General features: G+C 61.7%; 18 protein-coding genes. 14 read left to right on the top strand and 4 right to left on the bottom strand.

Annotated elements, in window-relative coordinates; all coding sequences use genetic code 11:
- Positions 1-398: 398 nt before the first annotated feature.
- Positions 399-1,007 carry an META domain-containing protein gene (locus HB376_RS09900; RefSeq protein WP_213763537.1) on the bottom strand — a complete coding sequence of 203 codons (609 nt, stop codon included), beginning with the start codon at positions 1,005-1,007 and terminating at the stop codon, positions 399-401.
- Between the two features lie 342 nt (positions 1,008-1,349).
- Between HB376_RS09900 and purT the strand changes: the two genes are divergently transcribed.
- The 6 genes from purT to HB376_RS09870 all read left to right on the top strand — a co-directional run bounded on the left by purT (position 1,350) and on the right by HB376_RS09870 (position 8,996).
- Complete coding sequence (gene purT, locus HB376_RS09895) at positions 1,350-2,564, top strand: formate-dependent phosphoribosylglycinamide formyltransferase (protein ID WP_213763536.1); 1,215 nt, start codon at positions 1,350-1,352, stop codon at positions 2,562-2,564.
- 67 nt (positions 2,565-2,631) lie between these two features.
- A complete protein-coding gene (locus HB376_RS09890) occupies positions 2,632-2,787 on the top strand; it encodes a DUF6726 family protein (protein WP_346730470.1) in 156 nt (51 codons plus the stop codon).
- A 174-nt stretch (positions 2,788-2,961) separates the two neighbouring features.
- Entirely contained in the window at positions 2,962-3,327 is a 366-nt protein-coding gene (locus tag HB376_RS09885; protein ID WP_255631256.1) for an MliC family protein, read from the top strand.
- A gap of 385 nt (positions 3,328-3,712) precedes the next feature.
- On the top strand, positions 3,713-5,365 hold the full coding sequence (locus HB376_RS09880) for an acetolactate synthase large subunit (RefSeq protein ID WP_213763470.1): 1,653 nt from the start codon (positions 3,713-3,715) through the stop codon (positions 5,363-5,365).
- A gap of 28 nt (positions 5,366-5,393) precedes the next feature.
- Positions 5,394-6,851 (top strand): aldehyde dehydrogenase family protein, encoded by a 1,458-nt coding sequence (locus HB376_RS09875; protein ID WP_213763469.1) that lies wholly within the window; start codon positions 5,394-5,396, stop codon positions 6,849-6,851.
- A gap of 537 nt (positions 6,852-7,388) precedes the next feature.
- Positions 7,389-8,996: a DEAD/DEAH box helicase gene (locus tag HB376_RS09870; protein WP_213763468.1), complete on the top strand. Its 1,608-nt coding sequence runs from the start codon at positions 7,389-7,391 to the stop codon at positions 8,994-8,996.
- A gap of 102 nt (positions 8,997-9,098) precedes the next feature.
- On the opposite strand, the gene gluQRS is transcribed toward HB376_RS09870, so the two are convergent.
- Positions 9,099-9,998, bottom strand: a complete 900-nt coding sequence (gene gluQRS / locus HB376_RS09865) for a tRNA glutamyl-Q(34) synthetase GluQRS (RefSeq protein ID WP_213763467.1) — start codon at positions 9,996-9,998, stop codon at positions 9,099-9,101.
- 47 nt (positions 9,999-10,045) lie between these two features.
- Positions 10,046-10,990 (bottom strand): sulfurtransferase, encoded by a 945-nt coding sequence (locus HB376_RS09860; protein ID WP_255631255.1) that lies wholly within the window; start codon positions 10,988-10,990, stop codon positions 10,046-10,048.
- A gap of 238 nt (positions 10,991-11,228) precedes the next feature.
- Between HB376_RS09860 and dnaE the strand changes: the two genes are divergently transcribed.
- A complete protein-coding gene (dnaE, locus tag HB376_RS09855; protein WP_213763534.1) occupies positions 11,229-14,795 on the top strand; it encodes a DNA polymerase III subunit alpha in 3,567 nt (1,188 codons plus the stop codon).
- A gap of 11 nt (positions 14,796-14,806) precedes the next feature.
- Positions 14,807-15,904: a glycosyltransferase family 4 protein gene (locus HB376_RS09850; RefSeq protein WP_213763466.1), complete on the top strand. Its 1,098-nt coding sequence runs from the start codon at positions 14,807-14,809 to the stop codon at positions 15,902-15,904.
- Here the strand turns inward: HB376_RS09850 and HB376_RS09845 are convergent.
- Positions 15,873-16,640, bottom strand: coding sequence for a glycosyltransferase family 2 protein (locus tag HB376_RS09845; protein WP_213763465.1), 768 nt, complete (start codon positions 16,638-16,640; stop codon positions 15,873-15,875). The genes HB376_RS09850 and HB376_RS09845 overlap by 32 nt on opposite strands.
- 451 nt (positions 16,641-17,091) lie before the next feature.
- Between HB376_RS09845 and HB376_RS09840 the strand changes: the two genes are divergently transcribed.
- The 6 genes from HB376_RS09840 (at position 17,092) to msbA (ending at position 24,891) form a co-directional block, all read left to right on the top strand.
- Entirely contained in the window at positions 17,092-18,189 is a 1,098-nt protein-coding gene (locus tag HB376_RS09840; RefSeq protein WP_213763464.1) for a glycosyltransferase, read from the top strand.
- A complete protein-coding gene (locus HB376_RS09835; RefSeq protein WP_213763463.1) occupies positions 18,186-19,025 on the top strand; it encodes a polysaccharide deacetylase family protein in 840 nt (279 codons plus the stop codon). The genes HB376_RS09840 and HB376_RS09835 overlap by 4 nt, the downstream gene beginning before the upstream one ends.
- Positions 19,026-19,115: 90 nt before the next feature.
- A complete protein-coding gene (locus tag HB376_RS09830; protein ID WP_213763462.1) occupies positions 19,116-20,396 on the top strand; it encodes a nucleotide sugar dehydrogenase in 1,281 nt (426 codons plus the stop codon).
- 60 nt (positions 20,397-20,456) lie between these two features.
- Complete coding sequence (locus tag HB376_RS09825) at positions 20,457-21,593, top strand: glycosyltransferase family 9 protein (RefSeq protein ID WP_213763461.1); 1,137 nt, start codon at positions 20,457-20,459, stop codon at positions 21,591-21,593.
- Positions 21,590-22,879, top strand: a complete 1,290-nt coding sequence (locus HB376_RS09820) for an O-antigen ligase family protein (protein WP_213763460.1) — start codon at positions 21,590-21,592, stop codon at positions 22,877-22,879. Before HB376_RS09825 ends, HB376_RS09820 begins: the two co-directional genes overlap by 4 nt.
- A 293-nt stretch (positions 22,880-23,172) precedes the next feature.
- On the top strand, positions 23,173-24,891 hold the full coding sequence (msbA, locus tag HB376_RS09815; protein WP_213763533.1) for a lipid A export permease/ATP-binding protein MsbA: 1,719 nt from the start codon (positions 23,173-23,175) through the stop codon (positions 24,889-24,891).
- Positions 24,892-25,079 lie beyond the last annotated feature (188 nt).

Raw genomic sequence — 25,079 nt, 5'->3', positions numbered from 1 at the left:
GAATGATGTAAGCGATGTGAGCAGCGAACCCAGGCTCAGACAAATATGAATCAGTACCGCCGAGTTTAACCGCCATGAACGCGGCGAGGGCGGGCGGTGGTCAAGCGATCAAGCATTCGGCCGCAGGTGACGATTGATGCATCGAGACGGTGTTGGCCGGGTCAGGCGAGCGTTCATATTCCGTTTCAAAGACGAACAGCCAAAGCCGAACAGCCAAACGAAAAACCAACGCGTTTTTAATGGCGTCAAACGACGTCAAGCGCCAGGATGCCAAATGCCCTGACTCGACCGGGCGCCAACGTCCAACAGACTCCGTGACGACCGCCTGAAACGCAACCGCCTTTTCCTCAACCTCCACCCTCAAAAACCTCAACCCTCCAAACCGGCCTTCATCGATCTCAAGGTTGCGCGCCTCGTGTGAACGTCATCACGTCGCCGTTCTTGAGCGTGATCTGCAATTGTTGCGGCGGCTGCATTTGCACGCCGGTTTTTTCGATATCCGTCAGGCCCTGGAGGAACGGTTGTTCGAGCGCGCTGCCCGGTCCCGGCGCGCAAGCCATCCGCGTGCTGGCAAGGGGGCCGAAGGACAGCTCGCCGCCAGCCAGATCATAGGTGCCGGTGAAACGGTTGCAGCCGGAAAAGCCGTTCGCCTTGCGTTGGCCGCCTAGCGTCGAAAAGTTCAGGGTGATCGGCGCTCCGCCCACGCTACCGCCAGCGGCGCCAGCCGGACTGGCCGGAACCGGGCGCGACTTGCCGTCGGCATTGGTCCAACTGGTGAGTTGCCATTGGGTATCGTCGAGAAGCTGGGTCGCGGCCGGGTTGTAAGGATCGGTCGGCGGCGCGGCGCTGTCCGGATGTGTCGGCATCGTGCAACCTGCTAACGCTGCACCGAAAGCGAGAGTCACGATCGACACCACGGTTGCCAATGAGGGCTTGGAACGCGGGAACGCAGCATGGACCCGGCTGCGCGCCGAAACACGCGCAGGTTGCGAACGGGAGGGCTGCATCGACATGGAATTTCCTTGGAGCTGGCAAAACCGTAAGGGTATCGCACTCGTCCCAAGATTGACCAAGGCAGATTGCGGCAAAGTCATTGCAACATGTAAAGAAAGGTTAGCGCGACCGCTTGTTCGATCGCACCAAAGCCGCCGTGCAGGCGGCCGCCGCGCAACGCCGCTACCATCGCTGATCCGCCAGCCCGCGCCCGAAAACACAACACCGATCGCGTCCGGAAAAGGGTCCGCGTGTTAACATCACGGGCTTGACAGGCCTCTTTTTCTGGAGCACCCATGCAGAGCGCGAAGTCCGCTGCGTCCGCCGTTTCTTCCCCTCAATCCGGCGTGCAGCCGATGCAGCAGCCCGCGAAAATCGGCACGCCGCTCACGCCCGGCGCGACGCGCGTGATGCTGCTCGGCGCGGGCGAGCTCGGCAAGGAAGTGATCATCGCGTTGCAGCGGCTCGGCGTGGAGACGATCGCGGTCGACCGTTACGCCGATGCCCCGGGTCATCAGGTCGCGCATCGCTCGTATGTGATCGACATGACCGACGGCTCGGCACTGCGCGCGTTGATCGAAGCTGAACGGCCACATTTGATCGTGCCGGAGATCGAGGCCATCGCAACCGATACTCTCGCCGAAATCGAAGCCGAGCGGCTTGCCGTCGTGATCCCGACCGCGCGCGCGACGCAACTCACGATGAACCGCGAAGGCATTCGCCGTCTCGCCGCCGAAACGCTTGGGCTTCCGACGTCGCCCTATGCGTTCGCCGAGTCGCTGGACGAGATGACGGCGGCCATCGGCAAGATCGGTTTTCCGTGCGTGGTGAAGCCGGTGATGTCGTCGTCGGGCAAGGGGCAGTCGGTGCTCAAAAGCGCCGCGGATATCGAACCGGCGTGGCAGCACGCCATGGCCGGCGGCCGCGTCAATCATGGGCGCGTGATCGTGGAAGGGTTTATCGACTTCGAGTACGAGATCACGCAGCTCACCGTGCGCGCGGTCAGCCCGGAAACGGGCGCTCTGCAGACGTATTTCTGCGAGCCGATCGGCCATGTCCAGGTGGCGGGCGACTATGTGGAATCGTGGCAACCGCAGGCAATGAGCGCCGTGGCGCTTGCTAAATCGCGCGATGTTGCCGCGAAAGTCACCACGGCGCTGGGCGGCCGCGGATTGTTCGGCGTCGAATTGTTTGTGCGCGGCGACGACGTCTGGTTTTCCGAAGTCAGTCCGCGACCGCATGACACGGGTCTGGTCACGCTTGCCACGCAGCGCTTCTCTGAGTTCGACCTGCACGCGCGCGCGATCCTCGGTCTTCCCGTCGATACAACCTTGCGCGCGCCGGGTGCATCGGCGGTGATTTATGGCGGGCTGGACGAAGCGGGCGTCGCGTTCGAAGGTGTCGCTGACGCGCTCGCCGTGCCCGATTCGGACCTGCGCCTGTTCGGCAAACCGGAAAGCTTCGCGAAGCGCCGCATGGGCGTTGCGCTTGCAACTGGACGCGATACCGACGAAGCGCGGGAACGCGCGAAGCTGGCCGCGTCTAAGGTAAGACCCGTCTCCACGCGATGACGGCAACACGCCGCTCGCGGCGAGCTTTTCGCGGGCGGCACGGAGGTTTCAAGTGAAATGGTGTGCAATGGTCGCGCTGTGCGCGACGTTGGTTGGTTTAGCCGGATGCGGTGTGGCGGCGGCGCCGTGCCGGGTGGCATCGGCGGGATTGAAGATGGTGCCGCTGGTCGGCCATGTGGCAGCCGCGCCGACCGATGCGTGCGCGGGCGTCATTGATCCTTGATGATGTTGGGTGAGTCGTTTGAAGGCGTCGGCTATTCCAGCAGACCGGGTTCGACGCCGCTCCGTGCATCCGACGCTTGGCGGTTGCACGGCGGGTTCACCAGGAAAGAGGTAACGAAAGGATAGAACGATGAAGGATGGAAAGAGGCAAGCGCGGTTCCAATGGACGGAACGAATGGTCAGATCGATCGCTTTGACAGCCGGTACGCTGGTTTTGATGTCCGTGACCCATTCGGCGGTCGCGATGCCGCTGACCGTGCCGCAGATTCAGACGGCGACGACCAACACGCTGCGTTACGAATGCCGCGGCGGCGGCACGCTGACCGTGCAGTACATGAACACGAAGAACAAGCAGAGTTTTGCGCTGCTGACCGTCGATGGCCGGAAGATGTTGTTTGTGAATGTTCTGGCGGCATCGGGGGCGAAATACGTTGGCGACCACTACACGTGGTGGACCAAAGGCCCTGAAGGTTCGCTCACCGACGACACCGCCGATCCGAAGGCCCCGCCGATACTTGCCGACTGCAAGACGGAAAGCTAGAGAGCCGTTTGACCGCACGATGAAAAAGAGTCCGTTCCGATTCACGTTGGAACGGGCTCTTTGTATTCGACGTCCGATTTTTCGACGTCCGATTCATCCAGAACCTTGAACCCGGACGCCTGTAAGGTTTGAAGGCTGACGCTTCCGCTGACTTAAACCCGCGCCGTCGTCCGCGACATCGAATGGCTATCCGGAGTAAGGTTGTATCCGCACGCGCAAACCGCGTGCAGGTCAACTGACCATAAACGGACGGGCGGGTGCCGCGCGGCCTTCGTGTGGCTTTCTTGTGGCCTTCGTGTGGCCTCATTCAGCGGCACCCGGTCCATTTCATTTCCGTCTTTTGCACGACATTTACCGTGCACGCCGTCCCCAAGCGAGACTCTCCATGAAAGCATCGGATCTGTTCGTCAAAGCGCTGGAAGCAGAAAAAGTCGAATACGTGTTTGGCATTCCCGGCGAGGAAAATCTCGATCTCCTCGAGTCGCTGCGCCGCTCCAAAATCAAGCTCGTCCTGACTCGCCACGAACAAGCTGCGGGTTTCATGGCCGCAACCTACGGCCGCCTGACGGGCAAGACCGGCGTGTGCCTGGCCACGCTCGGGCCCGGCGCGACCAATTTCGTGACCGCCGCCGCGTACGCGCAACTCGGCGGCATGCCCATGCTGATGGTCACTGGCCAGAAGCCGATCAAATCGAGCAAGCAAGGCAGTTTCCAGATCGTCGATGTCGTGCGGATGATGGAGCCGCTCACCAAATACACGCGCTCGATGGTGTCGATCGGCAATATTCCGGCGTCGGTGCGCGAGGCGTTCCGGCGCGCGGAAGAAGAGCGTCCGGGCGCCGTGCACCTTGAACTGCCGGAAGACGTGGCGCACGAAGAGGGCGACGGCGCGCCGATCCCGAAGAGTTTCAGCCGTCGTCCGATCGCGGAGGAAAAGGCGGTGGAGCATGCCGTCGCGGCGATCCGCGAGGCGAAATATCCGCTGCTGATGATCGGCGCGGGCGCCAATCGCAAGACCACGACGAAGATGTTGCGCGAATTTGTCGACCAGATCGGCATTCCGTTCTTCACCACGCAGATGGGCAAGGGCGTGATCGATGAGTCGCATCCCATGTGGCTTGGCAACGCCACGCTTTCCGATGGCGACTTCGTGCATCGCGCGATCGATCACGCCGATTGCATCATCAATATCGGCCATGACGTGATCGAAAAGCCGCCGTTTTTCATGCGTAGCGGCGACGGCGATGAAAAGACCGTGATCCACGTGAATTTCCTCGGCGCACAGGTCGATCCGGTGTATTTCCCGCAGATCGAAGTGGTGGGGGATATCGCAAACGCGGTGTGGCAGATGAAGGAATTGCTGAAAAAGAGCGAGCAAAACTGGGATTTTTCGCGCTTCAAGATGATCAAGGAACATTTCGACGCGCAACTGGCAAAGGGCCAGCACGACGACCGGTTCCCGCTTTATCCGGTGCGCATTGTCAAGGACGTGTACGACACCATGCCGAAGGACGGCATCATTTGCCTCGATAACGGCATGTACAAGATATGGTTCGCGCGTTATTACCGGGCGCACGAACCGAATTCCATTCTGCTAGACAACGCGCTTGCATCGATGGGAGCGGGCCTGCCGTCTGCTATTGCAAGCAAGATCGTGCACCCCGACCGCAACGTAATGGCCGTTTGCGGCGACGGCGGTTTCATGATGAATTCGCAGGAAGTGGAAACGGCCGTGCGGCTGAAGCTCGATCTGGTGATTCTCCTGCTGCGCGACGATGCGTTCGGCATGATCCGCTGGAAGCAGGAAAACATGAATTTTCCGGATTTTGGAATGACGCTGCGGAACCCCGATTTCGTCTTATATGCGCAAAGTTATGGGGCGCTCGGGCATAGAGTGAATTCGGCGGACGAGCTCGCGCCCTTGCTGCGGGAATGTTTCACGACGCCGGGCGTTCATCTGATCGATGTGCCTATCGACTATTCGGACAACGAGCGCGTGTTGAACCGCGAAATCAAACGGCTCAGCGCGCAACTTTAGACCTACTAGCGGCTAAGCAGAGGCTGACATGCTAAAGAAAACCTATCCGTATTACCTGGCAAACGTCGCCGTCGCGGCGAACACGGACCTGGAAGTCACCGATAAATTCAGCGGCGAAGTGGCGACCCGCGTGGCAATGGCGGACGCGAAGGCGATCGATGCGGCCATCGGCCACGCCGTTGCGGCCCAGCGCGCGATGCGGGAATTCAAGCCGTATCAGCGGCAAGCGGTGCTCGATCATTGCGTGAAGCGCTTTCGCGAGCGTTTCGATGAACTCGCCGAGGCGCTGTGCATTGAAGCGGGCAAGCCGATCAACGATTCGAAAGGCGAGGTCACGCGGCTGATCGATACCTTCCGGGTCGCGGCCGAGGAGTCGGTGCGTATTGACGGCGGCATGATCAACTTGGAGATCGCGCCGCGCGCGGCCGGTTACCACGGCTATTACAAACGCGTGCCCATTGGCCCGTGCTCGTTCATCTCGCCGTTCAATTTTCCGCTGAATCTCACGGCGCACAAGGTCGCGCCGGCCATCGCGGCGGGTTGCCCGTTTGTGCTTAAACCGGCGAGCCGCACGCCCGTCGGCGCGCTCATCATGGGCGAAATTCTCGCCGAAACCGATCTGCCGAAAGGTGCGTTCTCGATTCTTCCGGCTCATCGCGACGGCGCTGATCTTTTCACCACCGATGATCGGTTCCGTCTCCTGTCGTTCACGGGATCGCCGGCGGTCGGCTGGGAGCTGAAGAAGAAAGCGGGCAAGAAGAAGGTGATTTTGGAACTCGGCGGCAATGCGGCGGCGATTGTCGATCGCGATCAGGCTGACCGGCTGGATTACGTTGTGGACCGGCTGGCGTTCGGCGCGTTTTATCAGTCGGGGCAGAGTTGCATCGGCGTGCAGCGGATCCTGATTCACGCCGATATCTACGACGCCTTGCGTGAAAAGCTCATCGCGAAAACGAAGTCGCTGAAAATGGGCGATCCGAAGGACGAGAAGACCTTCGTCGGCCCGATGATCTCGGAATCCGAGTCGAAGCGGCTGGCCGGCTGGATGGAAAGCGCCGTGGCGAGCGGCGCGAAAATCATCGCGGGCGGCAAGGTCGAAGGCGCAATGTTCGAAGCGACGTTGCTGGAAGGCGTGCAACGCGACCAGGATCTGTATCGGAAGGAAGCGTTCGGGCCGGTCGCGATCCTGGAAAAGTTCACGGACTTCAGCCAGGCGCTCGAAACGGTCAATGACAGCGATTTCGGTCTTCAGGCCGGCGTGTTCACGGACAGCCTCACGAACGTGAATCTTGCGTGGGACGAACTGGAAGTAGGCGGCGTGGTGGTCAACGATGTTCCGTCATTTCGCGTTGATAACATGCCATACGGTGGTGTCAAGGATTCCGGACTGGGCCGGGAAGGCGTGAAATACGCGATCGAGGACATGACGGAATTGCGTCTGATGGTCGTCAGGGATGCGCCGAAACCCGTGCAGAAACCGAAATAGGCTGTTATAGCAGCCGAGGCCGCGCCGTCGAGGTCCGTCTGGCCGGGCTTCCCGGCCGCGGCGCCGCCTTGAAGGCGCGTCGCGGATCAACGTGATGGCGGGCGGGGGAGTGCTACAATAGCGGGCTTTCCCGTAGTCCGAGCGCCTCACCCGGCGGGGATCGGGAACCGGACGGGAAGCCAGGTCCTTGGGCCGGCAGATCGGTGTTCTTTCATATCGATTGCCAAGCTTTTTCATGCCTGCGGCGGTTGCCGTCATGGTCATGCAGCACCAGCACTTGCCACCCGTACTTAGCCGTTTGCACCCGCTTTGTACCGCTTACGTACTACGCCATCCGGTTGCGTCAGACCGGGTCAAGCGAGGATTCGCAGCGAAACGAAACCCTGCGGATCTGAAGTCCGCGCGTTGATCGTTGTTTGCCGGTTGCATCGACGAAACACGCGGTTCTTCTTCATCCGATGTCCATGAGCGGTGGAATGACCGCTCGCGCGCCGCTCCGGCGCATTTTTAGCGAAAGCGAAAGCCACCAAAGTCACCATGTCCGATTCCGTCGCCACGAACCCGTCCGCCGCTTCATCCGACGCCGCACCCGGGGCTGATTCCAGCACTGAAGTTCAAGCGAGTCCTGCCGCGCCCGCTGCCACATTCGCCCCCGCGCTCGAGTTGGGCGCCACCGAATCCGCGGTGCCCGGTCCCGTGCCCACGTTCGACCAGTTCGGCCTGTCCGCCGACATCCTGCGAGCGGTGGTCGATTCCGGCTACACGATCCCCACGCCGATCCAGGCACAAGCTATCCCCGTGGTGCTGGCCGGCCGCGACATGATGGGCGCCGCGCAAACGGGCACGGGCAAGACGGCGAGTTTTTCCCTGCCGATCATCCAGCGTCTGCTGCCCATGGCCAGCACGAGCGCATCGCCCGCCCGCCATCCGGTGCGCGCGCTGATTCTCACGCCAACGCGTGAGCTCGCCGACCAGGTCGCGGCCAACGTACAGGCGTATTCCAAGCACACGCCGTTGCGCAGCACGGTGGTGTTCGGCGGTGTCGACATGAACCCGCAATCGGAAGCGTTGCGTCGCGGTGTTGAAATTCTGATCGCCACGCCCGGACGTTTGCTCGATCACGTTCAGCAAAAGACGCTGAATCTTGGCCAGGTGCAGATTCTCGTTCTCGACGAAGCCGACCGGATGCTCGACATGGGCTTCCTGCCGGATCTGCAGCGCATCCTGAATTTGTTGCCGAAGGAACGTCAGACGCTGCTGTTTTCGGCCACCTTCTCGGGTGAAATCAAGAAGCTTGCAGCAACCTATCTGCGTAATCCGCAAACCATTGAAGTCGCGCGCAGCAATTCCACGAACGCGAACGTTCGGCAGATCGTGTTCGAAGTCGCGGAAAGCGATAAATCCGGCGCAGTGACGCAACTGATTCGTGAGCGCGGCCTGAAACAGGTGCTGGTGTTTTGTAACAGCAAGATCGGCGCGAGCCGGTTGGCGCGCGTGCTGGAGAAGGACGGGATTATTGCGACGGCGATTCACGGCGACCGTACGCAGGGCGAGCGCATGCAGGCGCTCGACGCATTCAAGAAGGGCGAGATCGAAGCGCTGGTCGCAACCGATGTGGCCGCCCGGGGTCTCGACATCACCGATCTACCGGCTGTGATCAACTTCGACCTGCCGTTCAGCGCGGAAGATTACGTTCACCGGATTGGCCGTACGGGTCGTGCGGGTGCGTCGGGTGACGCTTTGTCGTTGTGCAGCCCGAACGAGCGCAAGCAACTCGCCGATATCGAAAAGCTGATCAAGCGGCCGCTGGAAGTCATGGTGCTGAAGGTCGACGTGCCGGTGCGGCGCGAATCGTCTTCTGCTCCTCGCCGCGAAGAGCGCTCGGCGCGGCCGGAGCGCGGTGAGCATCGGCATGCGCGTAGCGAGGAGCCGCGTCGTCGTTCGACATCGTTCGAGCGTTCGCATACGCGTCAGCAACCTATCGACGATTTCTTCCTGAAGCCGTACGAGCCGTCGGCGGCATCGACGAGAAAAACTCAGGATGACGCCGCTGCGGAAGCCGAACGCAAGAACACGCCGCGTCAGCCGCTGGCTGCGCTGCTCGGTGGACTGGGGATGCCGCGGAGAACACCGTCGGGGTCTTGAGTTACCGGCTGGTGGTAGGGTGAGTGAAAAAAACGATGGAGCGGCAGAGATGCCGCTTTTTGTTTTTCAACGCTCTATTTTCAACGTCCTGCAATAACGATCCTAAATCGCGAACCGCTTCGCCCATTGCGCCGTTACATCGGAGAAAAACGCTTCGAGCGAACCGGCCGGGGAGGGATACAGACCGAGATGCTTTGCCGCTTGCGTCAACTCGATCAGCGGGGCTCTGGTATCAAGCGCCGTTGCACCCGTTTGCTTGCTAAGTTTCTCACCTTGTTCGTTCACTATGACCGGCACGTGCAGATAAGCGGGCGTTGAAACGCCCAGGCAGCGTTGCAAATAAATCTGGCGCGCGGTCGAGTCCAGCAGATCGGCGCCGCGCACGATATGCGTAATGCCAGCCGCTGCGTCGTCCACGACTACCGCCAGTTGATACGCCCACTCTCCATCCGCACGCTTGAGGACGAAATCACCGACCTCTGTTGCCAAGTCTTGCGTTTGCATTCCTTGCCAGCGATCCTTGAAGTTCAAAACGGCGGCGTCGCCATCTGGAACGCGCATCCGCCACGCACGCGGTGGTTTTCCATGCAGCCCGTTGCGACATGTACCCGGATAAGCCAGCGTGGCGTGTCGAGCGTGGGTGTGGCGGGTGCGGCTGTGTGCGAGCGAATCAGCTATTTCACGACGCGTGCAAGCGCACGGAAACACGAAGCCGGCGGCCAGTAATTGCTCGAAGGCCTGCTGGTATGCAACTTCACGCTGACTTTGCCAGACCGGTTGTTCGGCGGAAACCATGCCGAACCTGCCCAACGTGTCCAGGATTTCCTCGGCCGCGCCCGGCACGGTGCGCGGTCCGTCGACGTCTTCGATCCTGACCAGCCACGTTCCTCGATGAGCCCGGGCATCGAGAAAACTCGCCAACGCGCTCACCAGCGAGCCGAAATGCAGCGGACCGGTGGGGGAGGGTGCAAAGCGGCCGCGATAGCCCGGTTCAGCGTTCATCTCGCCCGCCGACCCGTGAGTTTGGGATGCACAACGCGGCCATCAGATCAGCGCGGGGCGCGCGACGAAAGGTCGTGCGCCGCTGGCGTGCCGGAAGCCTCTGCGTGCGATTCGTGCGGGCCGTGGTTCGGGCTAGGGAACGACGCCTGGCCGTCTGCTGTTATCGCGGCGTGTGCCTCGTCGGTATCGGTGGCGTCGTCTTCCGTGGTTGCCGTGGCCCCCACACCTTGGGCTTCACCGTTCTGCGTAATCGCCGCCGGTTCGAGCGCGGCATTCAACGCCGTCCGGTGATCGAATACAAAACACTCACCGTGGTAATGCGCGCCGCCCACTTCCTCGAAGTATTTAAGAATGCCGCCCTCGAGTTGATAGACGTGGTCAATGCCCACTTCCTTCATGTGGATGGCCGCTTTCTCACAGCGAATCCCGCCCGTACAGAACGACACCACTGTCTTGCCGTCGAGATCCGCGCGATGTTCCTCGATTACACCCGGAAATTCACTGAATTTCGGGATGCGGTAATCGAGCGCCTGATCGAAGGTGCCGACGTCGACTTCAAACGCATTGCGCGTGTCGAGCATGACGACGGGACGGCCCTCGTCGTCATGTCCCCGATCCAGCCACGACTTCAGCGTGGCCGCGCCGACGGACGGCGCCCGGCCCAGTTCAGGCCGGATTGCCGGCTTTTTCATGGTGATGATTTCGCGCTTGAGCTTGACGAGCATCTTGCCGAAAGGCTGCGTGGCCGACACGCTTTCCTTGAACTCGATATCGGCGAATTTCCCCTCGAAGAGCGAGTCAGTACGCAGGTAGTCCATGAACGTGCCAATTTGCTCCGGCTCGCCTGCGACAAACAGGTTGATGCCCTCCGGCGCGAGCAGGATCGTGCCGCGCAGGCCGAGTGCGGTGCACCGGTCAACAATCTGCGGACGCCAGTCGGCGCCGTTCTCGATGGTCACGAACTTATAGGAGGAAAGGTTGACGATGCTCATGACGCGAATGCTCTTAAAGTGCTGGAAAACGGGCGTTGCCGGAGGAAAAAGCGGATTCGACGAGCGCCAGGGGCGTTCACCGAATCCGTATTATCCCGCAAACGGCGCGCGCTTCCGACTCGACCGATCGGCCGATGAGCCCACGTCGATGCGGCACTTTTTTCATCCGGCTTGATTAGCCCTGGCCGAACGGCTAACGCAGCCGTCGGGGCGAATTTCGCGAATAGGCGCATGTACAATATCGTTCATGTCAGATCCCCGCTTTGTCCATCTTCGTGTTCACTCCGAATTCTCGATTGCCGACGGCATCGTGCGCCTTGACGACGTCGTTAAAGCCGCTGCCAAGGACGGTCAGGGCGCGCTCGCGCTGACCGATCTCGGCAACGCTTTCGGCCTCGTCCGTTTCTACAAGGAAGCGCGCGGCAAGGGTGTCAAACCCATTGCCGGCTGCGACGTCTGGATCACCAATCCCGCAGATCGCGACAAACCCTCGCGTTTGCTGTTGCTGGTGAAGAACCAGCGCGGTTATCTCAACCTGTGCGAACTGCTGTCGAAAGCCTGGTTGACGAATCAATATCGCGGCCGCGCTGAAGTCGAATACGAGTGGCTGGAAAGCGGATTGTCGGAAGGTTTGCTGGCGCTGTCGGGCGCGCAGTATGGCGATATTGGCATGGCATTCGCCGCCGGTAACGATCAAGCCGCGGAACGTCACGCGGAGCGCTGGGCCAAGCTTTTTCCGGGTGCGTTTTACATCGAGTTGCAGCGCGCGGCGCTACCGGGCGGCGAGACGTACATCCAGCAGGCCGTCGCGCTGGCCGCGAAGCTCAAGCTGCCGGTAGTCGCTACGCACCCGATGCAGTTCATGACCCCGGATGACTTCACGGCGCACGAAGCGCGCGTGTGTATTTCCGAAGGCGATATGCTCGCGAATCCGCGTCGTCAGAAGCGCTTCACGACCGAGCAATATTTCCGTACGCAAGAGGAAATGTGCGCAATGTTTGCGGACATTCCATCGGCGCTCGCGAACACGGTCGAAATTGCGAAGCGCTGTAACCTGACGCTCGAACTCGGCAAGCCGAAACTGCCTCTGTTCCCGACACCCGATGGCATGTCGCTCGACGACTACCTCGTGCATTTGTCGAAGGAAGGTCTCGAGAAACGGCTGATCCAGCTTTATCCCGATGAAGCCGCGCGCGAAGCGCAGCGCGAGACGTATTACGCGCGCCTGGAATTCGAGTGCAAGACCATCATTGGCATGGGCTTTCCGGGCTACTTCCTGATCGTCGCCGACTTCATCATGTGGGCGAAGAACAATGGCGTGCCGGTCGGTCCGGGCCGTGGTTCGGGCGCCGGTTCGCTGGTCGCGTACGCGCTGTTCATTACCGACCTCGACCCGCTCAAATACAACCTGCTGTTCGAACGTTTCCTGAATCCGGACCGTGTGTCGATGCCTGACTTCGACATCGACTTCTGTCAGGAAGGGCGTGACCGCGTCATTCAGTACGTGAAGCAGAAATACGGCGCGGACGCCGTGTCACAGATCGCGACCTTCGGCACGATGGCGGCGAAGGCGGCTGTGCGCGATATCGGCCGGGTTCTCGACCTGGGTTACATGTTCACCGATGGCATCGCCAAGCTGATCCCGTTCAAGCCAGGCAAGCACGTGACCATCGCGGATGCGCTGAAGGAAGAGCCTACGCTGCAGGAACGCTTCGACAATGAAGACGAAGTGCATCAACTGATCGAACTTGCGCAGCGCGTGGAAGGGTTGACGCGTAACGTCGGCATGCACGCGGGCGGTGTGCTGATCGCGCCGGGCAAGCTCACGGACTTTTGCCCGCTTTATACGCAGGGTGAAGACGGCGGTGTCGTCAGCCAATACGACAAGGACGACGTGGAAGCGGTCGGGCTGGTGAAGTTCGACTTCTTGGGTTTGACTACGCTTACGATCTTGGACTGGGCGGAGCGGTATATCCGCAGGTTGGACCCATCGAAGGAAAACTGGAGTCTGTCGCAGGTTCCGCTCGACGATCCCGCTTCGTTCCAAATCCTCAAGAAAGCCAATACGGTTGCTGTGTTCCAGCTGGAAAGCCGCGGCATGCAGGGCATGCTGAAGGATGCGCAGCCTGACCGGTTCGAGGACATCATCGCGCTGGTGGCGTTGTATCGGCCGGGTCCAATGGACCTGATCCCAAGCTTCTGCGCGCGTAAGCACGGTCGCGAAATCGTGGAGTATCCGGACCCGCGTGTTGAGTCCGTCCTGAAAGAGACCTACGGCATCATGGTCTATCAGGAGCAGGTGATGCAGATGGCGCAGATCATCGGCGGATATTCGCTCGGTGGCGCCGACTTGCTGCGTCGCGCGATGGGTAAGAAGAAGGCCGAGGAAATGGCCGAGCATCGCGAACTGTTCCGGCAGGGCGCGGCGAAGAATGGACTGACCGCCACCAAAGCCGACGAAATCTTCGACTTGATGGAGAAGTTCGCCGGCTACGGTTTCAACAAGTCGCACGCGGCCGCTTATGCGTTGCTCGCGTATTTCACGGCGTGGCTCAAGGCACATCATCCCGCTGAATTCATGGCGGCGAATATGTCGCTCGCCATGGACGACACGGACAAGGTCAAGATCCTGTTCGAGGATTGCCTGGTCAACAAGATGGCCGTGTTGCCGCCGGACATCAACCAGTCGGCGTACCGCTTCGAACCGGTGGCCGAAGCGGACGGCACGCGTTCGAAGACCATTCGATACGGCCTCGGCGCGGTGAAGGGCAGCGGGCAGGGTGCTATCGAAGAAATCTTGCGCGCGCGGGAAGAAGCGCCGTTCACCGATCTCTTCGACTTCTGCATGCGGGTGGATCGGCGCATGGTGAACCGGCGCACGGTGGAAGCGCTGATCCGTGCGGGCGCATTCGACTCGTTGCATGAGAACCGGGCGCAATTGATCGCATCGGTATCTCTTGCAATGGAAGCGGCCGATCAAGCCGCGGCCAACGCCATGCAGTCCGGCCTCTTCGACATGGGCGACGAACCCCAGCAAGGCCACGAGCTTCTCGACGAACCCATGTGGTCGGACAAGAAGCGTTTGCAGGAGGAGAAGAGCGCGCTGGGTTTCTACCTGTCGGGCCATCTCTTCGACGCCTACAAGACCGAAGTGCGGCGTTTCGTGCGCCAGAAGATCGGCGAATTGAAGGAAGGGCGCGACAAGCTTGTCGCGGGTGTGATCACGACCATGCGCACGCAGATGACCCAGCGCGGCAAGATGCTGATCGTGAATCTGGACGACGGCACCGGCCAGTGTGAAGTCACCGTGTACAACGAGCAGTTCGAAGCGAACAAGGCGCTCTACAAGGAAGACGAGTTGCTGGTCGTGCAGGGTCAGGCGCGTAATGACGCGTTCACTGGCGGCATTCGCTTCACGGTGGATGCGGCAATGGATCTCGAACGTTCACGCAGCCGCTATGCGCAGGCGGTGAAGGTGGAAATGAACGGCAACGCCGACGCACTGCGGCTTAAGAAGGTGCTGGAAGCGCATAGCGCGCCGCCTGAACAGGCCGCTGCGCCGGTATCGGCAGCAGTGCAGGCACCGTCGCGCGGAGGTTCGCGAGGCGGTGATCGCGACGGCGGCCGTGGCCAGCGGCAGCCGGTGCATATCCCGAATGGCCTGAACGTGAGTATCGTGTATCGCAGCGAGCATGCGGAGGGTGAAGTACGGCTCGGCGACGCGTGGCGCGTAAAACCGACCGATGATCTCATCACGGCATTGCGCGGCGAATTCGCGGGAAGCTCGATCGAAATCGTGTATTGATGCGCGCCGGGATGAAAGTCGCCATCTCCGCCAACGCGCTGAAACTCAGCGGTGGACTTGAACGTTACGCGCTGGACCTGATTCGAGGGCTCAACGCGGCCGGATTCACCGGCGAGCGCAAGCCGGTGTTTTTCGCGCGCAAGATCGATGCGTCGCAGCCGGAAAGCCAGATGGTCGATGCGCGCCGGATCAACGTGTCGTTCCTGCCTTCCAGGTTGCGCGACACGTATTACAACTGGGCGCTCAAACGAGCGCGCAAGAAAGCGCGGGTGGATCTGCTGATTGGCTGCAATCGTGTGGAGTCCTCCGAGATAGCGATTTGCGGCGGTACGCATATCGGCTTTCTCGCTGCGACCGGCCGGCGGGAGCGCCGTTCGGACAGCCGCCAGATAACGCTGGAGCGTTTGCAATATCAGCAAGCCAGCGTGATCGTCGCGCACTCGGAAATGATGCGCGACGAATTGCGCTCATTCTACGATGTGGCCGACTCAAAGATCCGCGTGTTGTATCCGCCGGTGGACGGCACACGGTTTTCCCCTGTGCCGGACGAGAAGCGCAGCGAGCTGCGCAAGCAGTTTGGTTTCGCCGATCACGAAATCGTGCTGCTGTTTCCGTCGAGCAGCCATGAGCGCAAGGGGTTGCCGCTGATCGAGACGGCGCTGCGTGACAGCGGTCTGCCGGTGGTTGTCGCGGTCGCCGGGCGGCCGCCCGCGCAGACCTCGGCGCAAGTGCGCTATATCGGTTACGCGAGGAATATCGAAGACGCTTATCGGGCTGCGGATTTCACCGTGCTTGCCTCGAAGTACGAGCCGTTCGGGCTGGTCGGTATCGAATCCGTCATGTGCGGGACGCCGGTGATTTTCCCAACCAGCGTAGGCTGTTGCAGCGCGATTGCGGACGACGCGAAATTTACCTTCCAGCCGGGCGATGCAGATGGCCTGCGGCACGCCGTCCGGCGCGCACTGGATGCAAAAAATACCAACGTGACGTCGGCATCCATTCTCTACGACACCAGCATTGCCGCGCACATCAAGTTGTTGCTGACGCTTGCCGAGGGCGTCGCTGCCAACATGCCGGTCAGCGCATCCGGTTCAGTTCAGCGAGCTTGAGAAACCGGTAATACACGGTCTGCGCATTGAACACGGCAATCATGAAACCCGCGCGGCCGTCGAGAAAACCGCGTCGCAGAAAGTAGGTACGAACAAAGGCCCATGCCCCGCGCAGCACCGCAGTGCCCAAACTGCCGCGTTTGCCCGCCGCATGGCGTTGACGCGCGCCGGCCGTGGAGTAGTTATCCAGTTTGCGCAGGACGGTCTCGAAGTCCTCGTAGGAATAGTGCATCAGCTTGCCCTGCAGACGCGCGACCTTCGTTGCATCCGGGTTCGTCAGCACTAGCCGCTCGTGCACGAGGTCATCGGAGAAACGAGCCGTGCCTCGTTTGAACAAACGCGGAATCCAGTCCGGATACCAGCCGCTGTGCCGCACCCATTGCCCGCAAAAATTCGACAGCCGGTCGATCGCGTAGACCTCGGCTTGCGGCTTCGAGAGCACCGCACGGATCGCGGCGCCCAATTCCGCCGATACCACTTCGTCTGCGTCGATGGACAACACCCAGTCGGTTGTGAGCGCATCGAGCGCGCGATTTTTCTGCGGCCCGAACCCCGGCCAGTTGGGCGCCTCAATCACGCGCGCGCGATGCGCCTCCGCTATGCCGACCGTTGCGTCGGTGCTGCCGCCGTCGATCACGACGATTTCATCGGCGAAGGAAACCGCTTCGAGACACTGCGCGAGGCGTGCGGCTGCATTGAAGGTAATGAGGGCAATACCGAGCGTTGGACGAGTCATGGGGCTTAAGCGTGGGGTATGCGAATTGCTATAATTTGATGCAAAAAGTTTCAACGGTGAATGCTGCGTTTATAGTCGCTGTCTCGATGCGTTGTCTCGTCCCTAGCAGGGCGTGCGAGGGCTTGCGAGGGCGTGCGGGGCTTGGCAAGGCTGGGTGGATTCACGCCATACGCGTTGCGCATCGATCTTGGCCGCCCGGCCACCGTTATACCAGACCAGTAGGCGCATGCTCCGGTCGGCAGGGCCACGGGCCTGAAAACCGCAGCCCGGGGTGAGCCCGAATGCGCTGAAAAGACGCCAACGCGCGCGGCCCGGCGCACGAAATTCAGCGCACTGACACAGCGCCAGAAACGCATGAAACACACGAAACGCAGGGTCCGCAGCCCGGCGCCCAGCGCTCGTCGTCGTTCACCTTGAAACCATCAAGATTCACCCGGAGTTCGCCATAGCAATGAAACCGCTGAGAATTCTGCACAGCGAATCGTCCAACGGATGGGGCGGTCAGGAACATCGGACGTTCAAGGAAATGCTCGCGCTGCGCGAACGCGGTCATACGCTCGAACTCGTATGCGTGCCGGGCGCGCGGCTCGGCGAGCGTCTTCGCGCGGAAGGTTTTACGGTCCACACCACGACCATGCGTTCGGGCGCCGATGTCAGCGCGGTTGCGCACATGCGGCATATTCTCAAGCAAGGCCGCTTCGATGTGCTAAATACCCACAGTGGTCGCGACAGCCTGCTCGGCGGCGCCGCCGCGCGGCTCTCGGGCACGCCGCTGATCGTGCGGACGCGCCATCTGGCGCTCGCCATCACGTCGCGGGCGACCTACACGTGGCTGCCGCACAAGGTGGTGGCGGTGAGCCAGTCGGTGATGCGTTACCTGGTGTCCGCGGGTGTGCCGCAGAAGGATATCGTCACGATCTATACGGGCATCGTCAAATCGCAGCCGGTGAGCCGCGTGGGCTCCACGTTGCGCGCGGAACTGGGTCTTCGCGAGGACGCGGTGATCGCAGGCACGGTGGCGATCATGCGCGACAAGAAGGGGCATCCCGACCTGATCCGTGTCGCGAAACCGTTGATCGAGCAGCGGCCGAACCTGCATTTTGTCTTCGCCGGCGACGGTCCTCTCTTCGACGAAATCAGCGCGAACGTGCAGGCGCAAGGCCTTGGCCGTCACATTCATTTACTCGGCCTGCGCCGCGATATCCCGAACGTATTGGCGGGCTTCGACCTGTTTGTGCTGCCGACCTATCAGGAGGCGCTGGGCACGTCGTTCATCGAGGCAATGGCAGCAGGCCTTCCGGTGATCGGGACGGCGGTGGACGGCGTGCCGGAAGTGATCGATGACGGTGTGAACGGCCTGCTCGTGCCAGCGCACGACGACCGCGCGCTGGCCGCCGCGCTGCTACGTCTGGTCGATGCTCCCGACGAACGCCGCTGCATGGGCGCGGCCGGTTTGCGGACCACGCAGACGCGCTTTTCCGTCGATACCATGGCTAGCGAGATGGCCGCGTTTTACCGAAGCAGCCTGAGCGAGCGGGGCGCCGCATGAATACGGGGCTGAACACGGCGCTGAACACGGCGCGTGCAGTGCCCGTGCTGATGTATCACCACGTGAGTCCGGCGGCCGGCGCGGTGACGGTGTCGCCCGTGCATTTCGCGGATCAAATGGCCATGCTCGCGCGCGAGGGTTACACCACGCTCGGCGCGCGGGCGTTCAGCGAGTTTCTGGCGGGCAAGCCGGTGCCGGCGAAGTCGGTCGTGCTCACCTTCGACGACGGTTATCTCGACAATTGGGTTCACGCGCATCCGGTGCTTGCAGAACACGGTTTTACCGCGCTCGGATTCCTTGTGTCTGGCTGGGTGAACAGTGGTCCCGTGCGCCCGAACGCGGTGGACCCGGCGTCCCCCCTTTATTTGCTGGGCCACTCGGCAGCGAAGGCGGCGATCGAGGCCGGTGAGACCGACAGGGCCATCATGCGCTGGTCAGAAATCGACGCAATGCGTCAAGCCGGGACCTTCGAGTTTCACAGCCACACGCACACGCATACGCGCTGGGACCGCGTGAGCGCCAATCCAGCTAGCAAACGTGCGAGCCTGCGCGAGGACCTGTTGCAAACGCGGGCGACGCTCGCCCAGCACCTTGGAGAGGTATCGGATCATCTCTGCTGGCCGCAAGGCTATTTCGATACCGACTACGTGGAAGAAGCGCACGCGGCGGGTTTCCGTCATCTATACACCGTTGAACCCGGCACCAACCAGCATCACGGCAATCCGGGGCGCATCTTGCGGCTGGACGTGCGCGACAAGCCGGCCGCGTGGCTGAAAACCCGTCTGTGGGTGCATAGCCGGCCGCTTCTCAGCGGTCTTTACCTGAAAATCAAATGACGGTTTGCCTGCGGTTTTCCCGTCCCTTGCTGACCCGCGGGGAGCTGCCTTCGGGCTTGCCCGTTTCGATCATTCCGAGCACTTATTACCATGCATGATCGCCACGTTTCCGTCATTGGCCTGGGCTATGTGGGTTTGCCCGTCGCCATTGCATTCGGCTTGCAACGCCGCACGATCGGTTTCGATACAAGCCCGGCGCGGCTAGCCGATCTGCGTGCGGGCCTCGATCGCAATGGCGAAACCAGCCGTGAGGAACTGGCCGCTACTCGCCTGGAACTGACCGATAGCATCGAGGTCCTCCGGCAAGCTAATTTTCATATTGTCGCGGTACCCACGCCGATCAGCGCGGGCGCGCAGCCAGATCTGATGCCGGTGAAACAGGCGTCCGAGACGGTGGGTCGCGCGCTTAAACGCGGCGACGTGGTGGTGTACGAATCGACGGTCTATCCCGGCGTCACGGAGGAAATCTGCATCCCGATCCTAGAGCGTGAATCGGGCCTCAAGCTGGGCGTGGACTTCACGGTTGGCTACAGTCCGGAGCGCATTAATCCCGGCGACAAGCAGCACACGTTTTGCAATATCGTGAAGATCGTGTCCGGGTCGGATTCCGCAACGCTTGACCTCGTGGCGCGGGTCTATGGCTCGGTGGTGACGGCCGGTGTGTACCGTGCCGGTTCGATCAAGGTGGCCGAGGCCGCGAAGGTTATCGAGAATACGCAGCGCGACCTGAATATTGCGCTGATGAACGAGGCGGCCATCATCTTCGATTACCTCGACATCGACACGCGCGAAGTCCTGGACGCCGCCGGCACCAAGTGGAACTTCCTGGATTTCACGCCGGGACTGGTGGGCGGACATTGCATCGGCGTGGACCCGTATTACCTGACGCACAGGGCACAGGTTTCCGGTTATACGCCTCAGGTGATCCTCGCCGGGCGGCGCGTGAATGACGGCATGGGCCGTTTCGTGGCCGATCGCGCAGTGAAGACGCTGATCCGGACCGGCCGCGCACCGCTGCATGCAAAGGCGACGGTGCTCGGGCTGACGTTCAAGGAGAATTGTCCGGATCTGCGCAATTCGAAAGTGATCGATATCGTGCATCACCTGCAAGACTACGGACTCGAGGTTCAGCTTCACGATCCGCTCGCGGATACGGTAGAAGCCTTCGATGAATACGGCGTGACGCTGACCAGTTTCGACGCGCTGGAACCCGCCGATCTGATCGTTCTGGCGGTTCCGCATCGTGATTTCCTGGCGAAGACGGACGCGTTGCTGGCGCTGGCGAAACCGGGCGCCGTGTTCGCCGACGTGAAGTCCAGCCTGCCGCTCGACGTCATCAGCGCGGCCGGTCTTGTAGTATGGCGGTTATGAAAACCCGGGCTCACCACGACCAACCGGCATAATCTCGATTTCACGTAGGAACGCCACCCGATGAGCCGACTTTCCGGACGCGTGCGCATTTTCGCCCGCGCGTTGCCCCGGCTGGCGTTGAAGCCATTGCGCCACAAGCCTCGAGTCTTGAAGCGCATCCTGATCGCGCATCATTTGCTGCTCGGCGACACGCTTTTGCTCACGCCGCTCGTCGCGAAACTTCGCGCACAAAATCCTGACGCGCAGATTGTGCTGACCTGTCCCAAGCCGATCGTGCCGCTTTATGCGGGCAGGCCGTTTGGCATCGACGTCATTCCCTTCGACCCGCGCGATTTCCGCTCGGTCAATGCGGTGCTGCGTTCGGGACCGTACGATCTTGGCATCGTGGCCGGGGATAATCGACACGCATGGCTTGCGTTGGCGGCGGGGTGCCGCTGGATCATCGGACATGCTGCGGACACGCCGGCCTGGAAAAACGCGCCGCTCGACGAAGCCGTGCCATATCCCGACGCGCCCGCGGCATGGGCGGATCTCGCGGCCGAACTGGTGGCCGGGCCGCCGCCGCGGCCGTATCGGCTGAGCGACTGGCCGGCGCCCGCGCCCGCCGCGTTCCCGGAGCCTGACGCGCTCGTGTTGCGACGTCCTTACGTGGTGTTACATCCGGGTGCGAGCACGGCGGTCAAACGCTGGCCCGATGAACGCTGGAAAGCACTGGCGGCGTTTGTCGAAGCGCGGGGTTTCACGCCTGTGTGGAGCGGCGGACCGAGCGAGACGGCGCTGATCGAGGTTATTGATCCCGATGCCCGCTATCCGAATTTCGCGGGCCGGATCGATCTGGGACAGGTATGGCACCTGTTCTCCGGCGCGCGGGCGATCGTCTGTCCGGACACGGGCGTGGCACACCTCGGGCGTCTGACCGGCGTGCCGACGGTTACCTTGTTCGGCCCCGGTAACGCGGTGATACATGGCGCGGGAAACTACTGGCGCGATGCGCCGTTCATGCCGGTTACTATCGCGGACATGCCGTGCCGCGATGAACCGGTTATTTTCAGACGGCACGTGGCCTGGGCTCGCCGTTGTGACCGCAATACGACGACTTGCGTCGCATGGCGCGGTGACCATGCGGACTGCATGGGATTTATTTCGCTTGAGGTCGTCTGCAACTGCTTGCAGGCGGTCCTTCCGGGAGTGCAATGACGAAGACGTGCAAGCAGGTGGAACGCGTGCTGTGGGTGGCGTGTCCAGTGATTATGTTTGTCGCGATGTTCGCCCACATGACTGCGTTCGAGAACATGGCGCTGGGGCTGGTGGGTATCGGCACGATCGCCGCGGCTTGTTCTTCGGAGCGGCCGTCGCCGCTGCACTGGCCGCTGCTGTGGCCTATCGTTGTCTGGAGTGCGTGGGCGCTGGCGTCGATCGCGTGGTCGCCGTATCCGCGCGACAGCATGCACGCGTGGCTCGACGAAGTGTTGTATCCGCTGGTGTCGTTCTTCGCGTTCTGGCTGATCGGCACGCGCACGGCCAGACCTGAGCGGATGGTGTTGATCAACTGGGTGGCCTGCGTGCTGCTGGCCGCCGGCAGCCTGTATTACTGGGGCCGTTTGCAGCCGCCCACGAATCCCTCCGACATCCTTCTCCACTATTACAACCGCGTCGGCCACACAAGCACACTCGCCATCTTTTCGATGACGCTCTTCACCGGCCTGATGCTGAACCGCCGCTGGTGGCCGATCGGCCTGAGCGGGCTGGTGCTTGCTTTTGTCATCGGGCTGGCGACGCTCAACCGTTTCTTTTGGCCGGCCGCAGCCGTGACGCTCGTGATTGCGTGTTACCCGTTGTACCGGAAACACTTGCTGGTCGCGGGCGTGTGCATTGCGGTGATCTGCGTGGCGGCGGTCGGCACGCTTGAATTGAGCGCACGGCTTCGTTACGGTCATGCCATGCCGACACCCGCTGCGCGGGAGTTGAAGATGGGCGGGGACCAGGTGTACGTACCCAAGGCGCTGGCGGGCATTGGCGACGTCATGTCTTCCGATACCCGTCCCAAACTGTGGGCATTCTACGGTCGTGAAGGCGAGTCGCATACGTGGACGGGCGTTGGTTTCGGCAAGCCGTTGCCGGGGCGGGTATTTCAAAGCGAAATACCCCCCGCGTTGCTGGAGACGGAACCGCAGGCGCTGACGCATGCGCACAACCTGTTTTTGAATACGTGGCTGGAGACGGGGATAGTGGGCGTGGTGCTGGAGGCTGCGCTGCTGATTGCGTTGATCCGGCGCTTCTGGCGGTTGCGGCATGTGGTGCCGTGGCTGAGCGCGGCGGGCATGGCGCTGGTTATCGGGATGATTGCAAAGAATTTCACCGACGACTTCATGTGGCAGACCACCGCGCTTGCCTTTTGGTGTTTTTCGGGGCTCCTGCTCGGTCGCGGCGAGCGCCTGGCGGGGAGGGTTGCGCCGGCGCGACGGGCTTTATCGCAGCAGTAGCGGCGGAAATTCAACTTGGCCGTGGCTCTCGCCCGGACGAGCCTCTGGGTGAGTCTCCTGGCGAGCCTCTTAATGAGACAAGAGGGTCCGGCGCATTACAATAGCGGTTTGCCGCATCGGCGGGATTCAGCGCGCTCAGCGCCGCCCGGGCGCAGGTTCAGTCCTGCTCCGCCCGCCGTCCGCCGTGCGATCCACGGATCCACGGGATCCACGACTAAGGACACCTTTTGAGTCAGAAGCCAACCTTGAGCAAGACGATCGGCAGCGGGCAGACCACGTCGCCGGCCGCCGTGATGAGCCGGCTCTGGCCGTACATCCGCCCCCTGATCTGGATTGTCGCGCTCGGCCTGATCGCCATGGGTTTCGTCGCCGCGAGCGAGGCAGGCATTCCCATGCTGCTCAAGCCGTTGCTCGATCACGGCTTTGGCGCGAAAGGCAGCGCCAGCGCCAAGTGGATCGTGCCGGCCGCCGTGGTCGGCCTCGCGGTCGTGCGGGGCGGCGCGCAATACGCGTCGGGCTACTTGCTCGCTTATGTCACCAACAAGATCCTGCTCGAACTGCGTCTCAAGATGTTCGACCGGATGATCCACACCAGCGCCGGTTTCTTCCAGCGGGAAACGGCCAGCACGATCATCAACGCCATCGTGTTCGAGGTGAACCAGATCCTCAACGTGCTCCAGAGCGTGGTCGTTACGCTCGTGCGCGACTCGCTGACCGTCGTGTTCCTGCTGGGTTACCTGTTCATCCTCAACTGGCGGCTGACGCTGGTGATCGCGGTGATCCTGCCGGCTATCGGCTGGCTGGTGAGCAAGATCAATCGCCGGTTGCGGCGGCTCAATCGCGAGTCGCAATTGCTGACGAACGAACTGTCGTACATCGTGGAAGAGACCGTTGGCGGTTATAAGGTCGTCAAGGTGCATAACGGCCAGCGCTACGAAAACGACCGTTTCACCGAAATGAGTAACCGCCTGCGCGGTTACTCCATGCGCATGACGGTGTCCGGCGGCCTCGCGCAGCCGCTTACGCAGTTTTTGGCATCGATTGCGCTGGCGATCGTGATCACCATTGCCGTGGTGCAGTCGGCGAATGACCAGACGACCGTCGGCGGTTTCGTGGCGTTCGTCACGTCCATGCTGCTGGTGATCTCGCCGCTCAAGCATTTGATCGATATCAACCAGCCGCTGCAGCGCGGCATGACGGCGGCGGAACTGATCTTCGGTCTTATCGATGAACCGGTCGAGCCCGAAGGCGGCGGCCGGCCACTCGTGCGCGCCAGCGGCGAGGTGGAGTTCCGCGAGGTGTCGTTCAGTTACGGATCGACCGGGACGCCCACGCTCGACGCCATCTCGTTCAAGATCGCGCCCGGCGAAATGGTGGCGCTCGCCGGTGCGTCGGGAAGCGGCAAGACTACGCTGGTCAACCTGTTGCCGCGTTTCTTCGATCCCGCAAGCGGTGCGGTGCTGGTCGATGGCGTGCCGCTGCCCGAGTACAGCCTGCACGATCTGCGCGGACAAATGGCGATGGTGAGCCAGGACGTGGTGCTCTTCAACGACACGATCGCCGCCAACGTCGCGTACGGCCGGACGCCGGATCGCGAGCGGGTGATGGCGGCGCTTGCCGCCGCGAATCTCGCCGATGTCGTCGCGGCCATGCCCGACGGCGTGGACACGCGCGTGGGCGGCAATGGCATGCGTCTGTCGGGCGGGCAGCGGCAGCGGCTGGCTATTGCGCGCGCGATCTACAAGGACGCGCCTATTCTTATCCTCGACGAAGCCACGTCCGCGCTCGATTCTGAGTCCGAACGGCACGTGCAGGAAGCCTTGGAAACGCTCATGAAGGGGCGCACGACGCTGGTGATTGCGCACCGCCTTTCGACTATTGAACGTGCCGACCGGATTCTAGTGATGGACGCCGGGAAAATCGCGGAGCAAGGCAGCCACGCCGAGTTGCTGCGCCACAACGGGCTGTACGCGAATCTTCACCGGATTCAGTATCAGCAACAGGCCGCCTGAAGCTTTTTCGTTTTGAATCGATGCGCGCCCCTGGTCGGAACGGCCAGAGGCGCGTTTTTGTTTTTGGGGAGCGTGTGGAGGGGCCGGTTGAGTCCTGTGCAGCGGATGGCGTTTCAGCGGAGCCCGGGGTAGACGGCTGTGCCTGACGAAGCGCTGAAACCTATGGTGCTCGCGAATTAACCGCCGCA

Origin of the sequence: Caballeronia sp. dw_19 (assembly GCF_018449515.1) — a bacterium.
GTDB lineage: Bacteria > Pseudomonadota > Gammaproteobacteria > Burkholderiales > Burkholderiaceae > Caballeronia.
The sequence above is the reverse complement of the archived record's forward strand: the minus strand, read 5'-3'. Positions and strand labels throughout refer to the sequence as shown.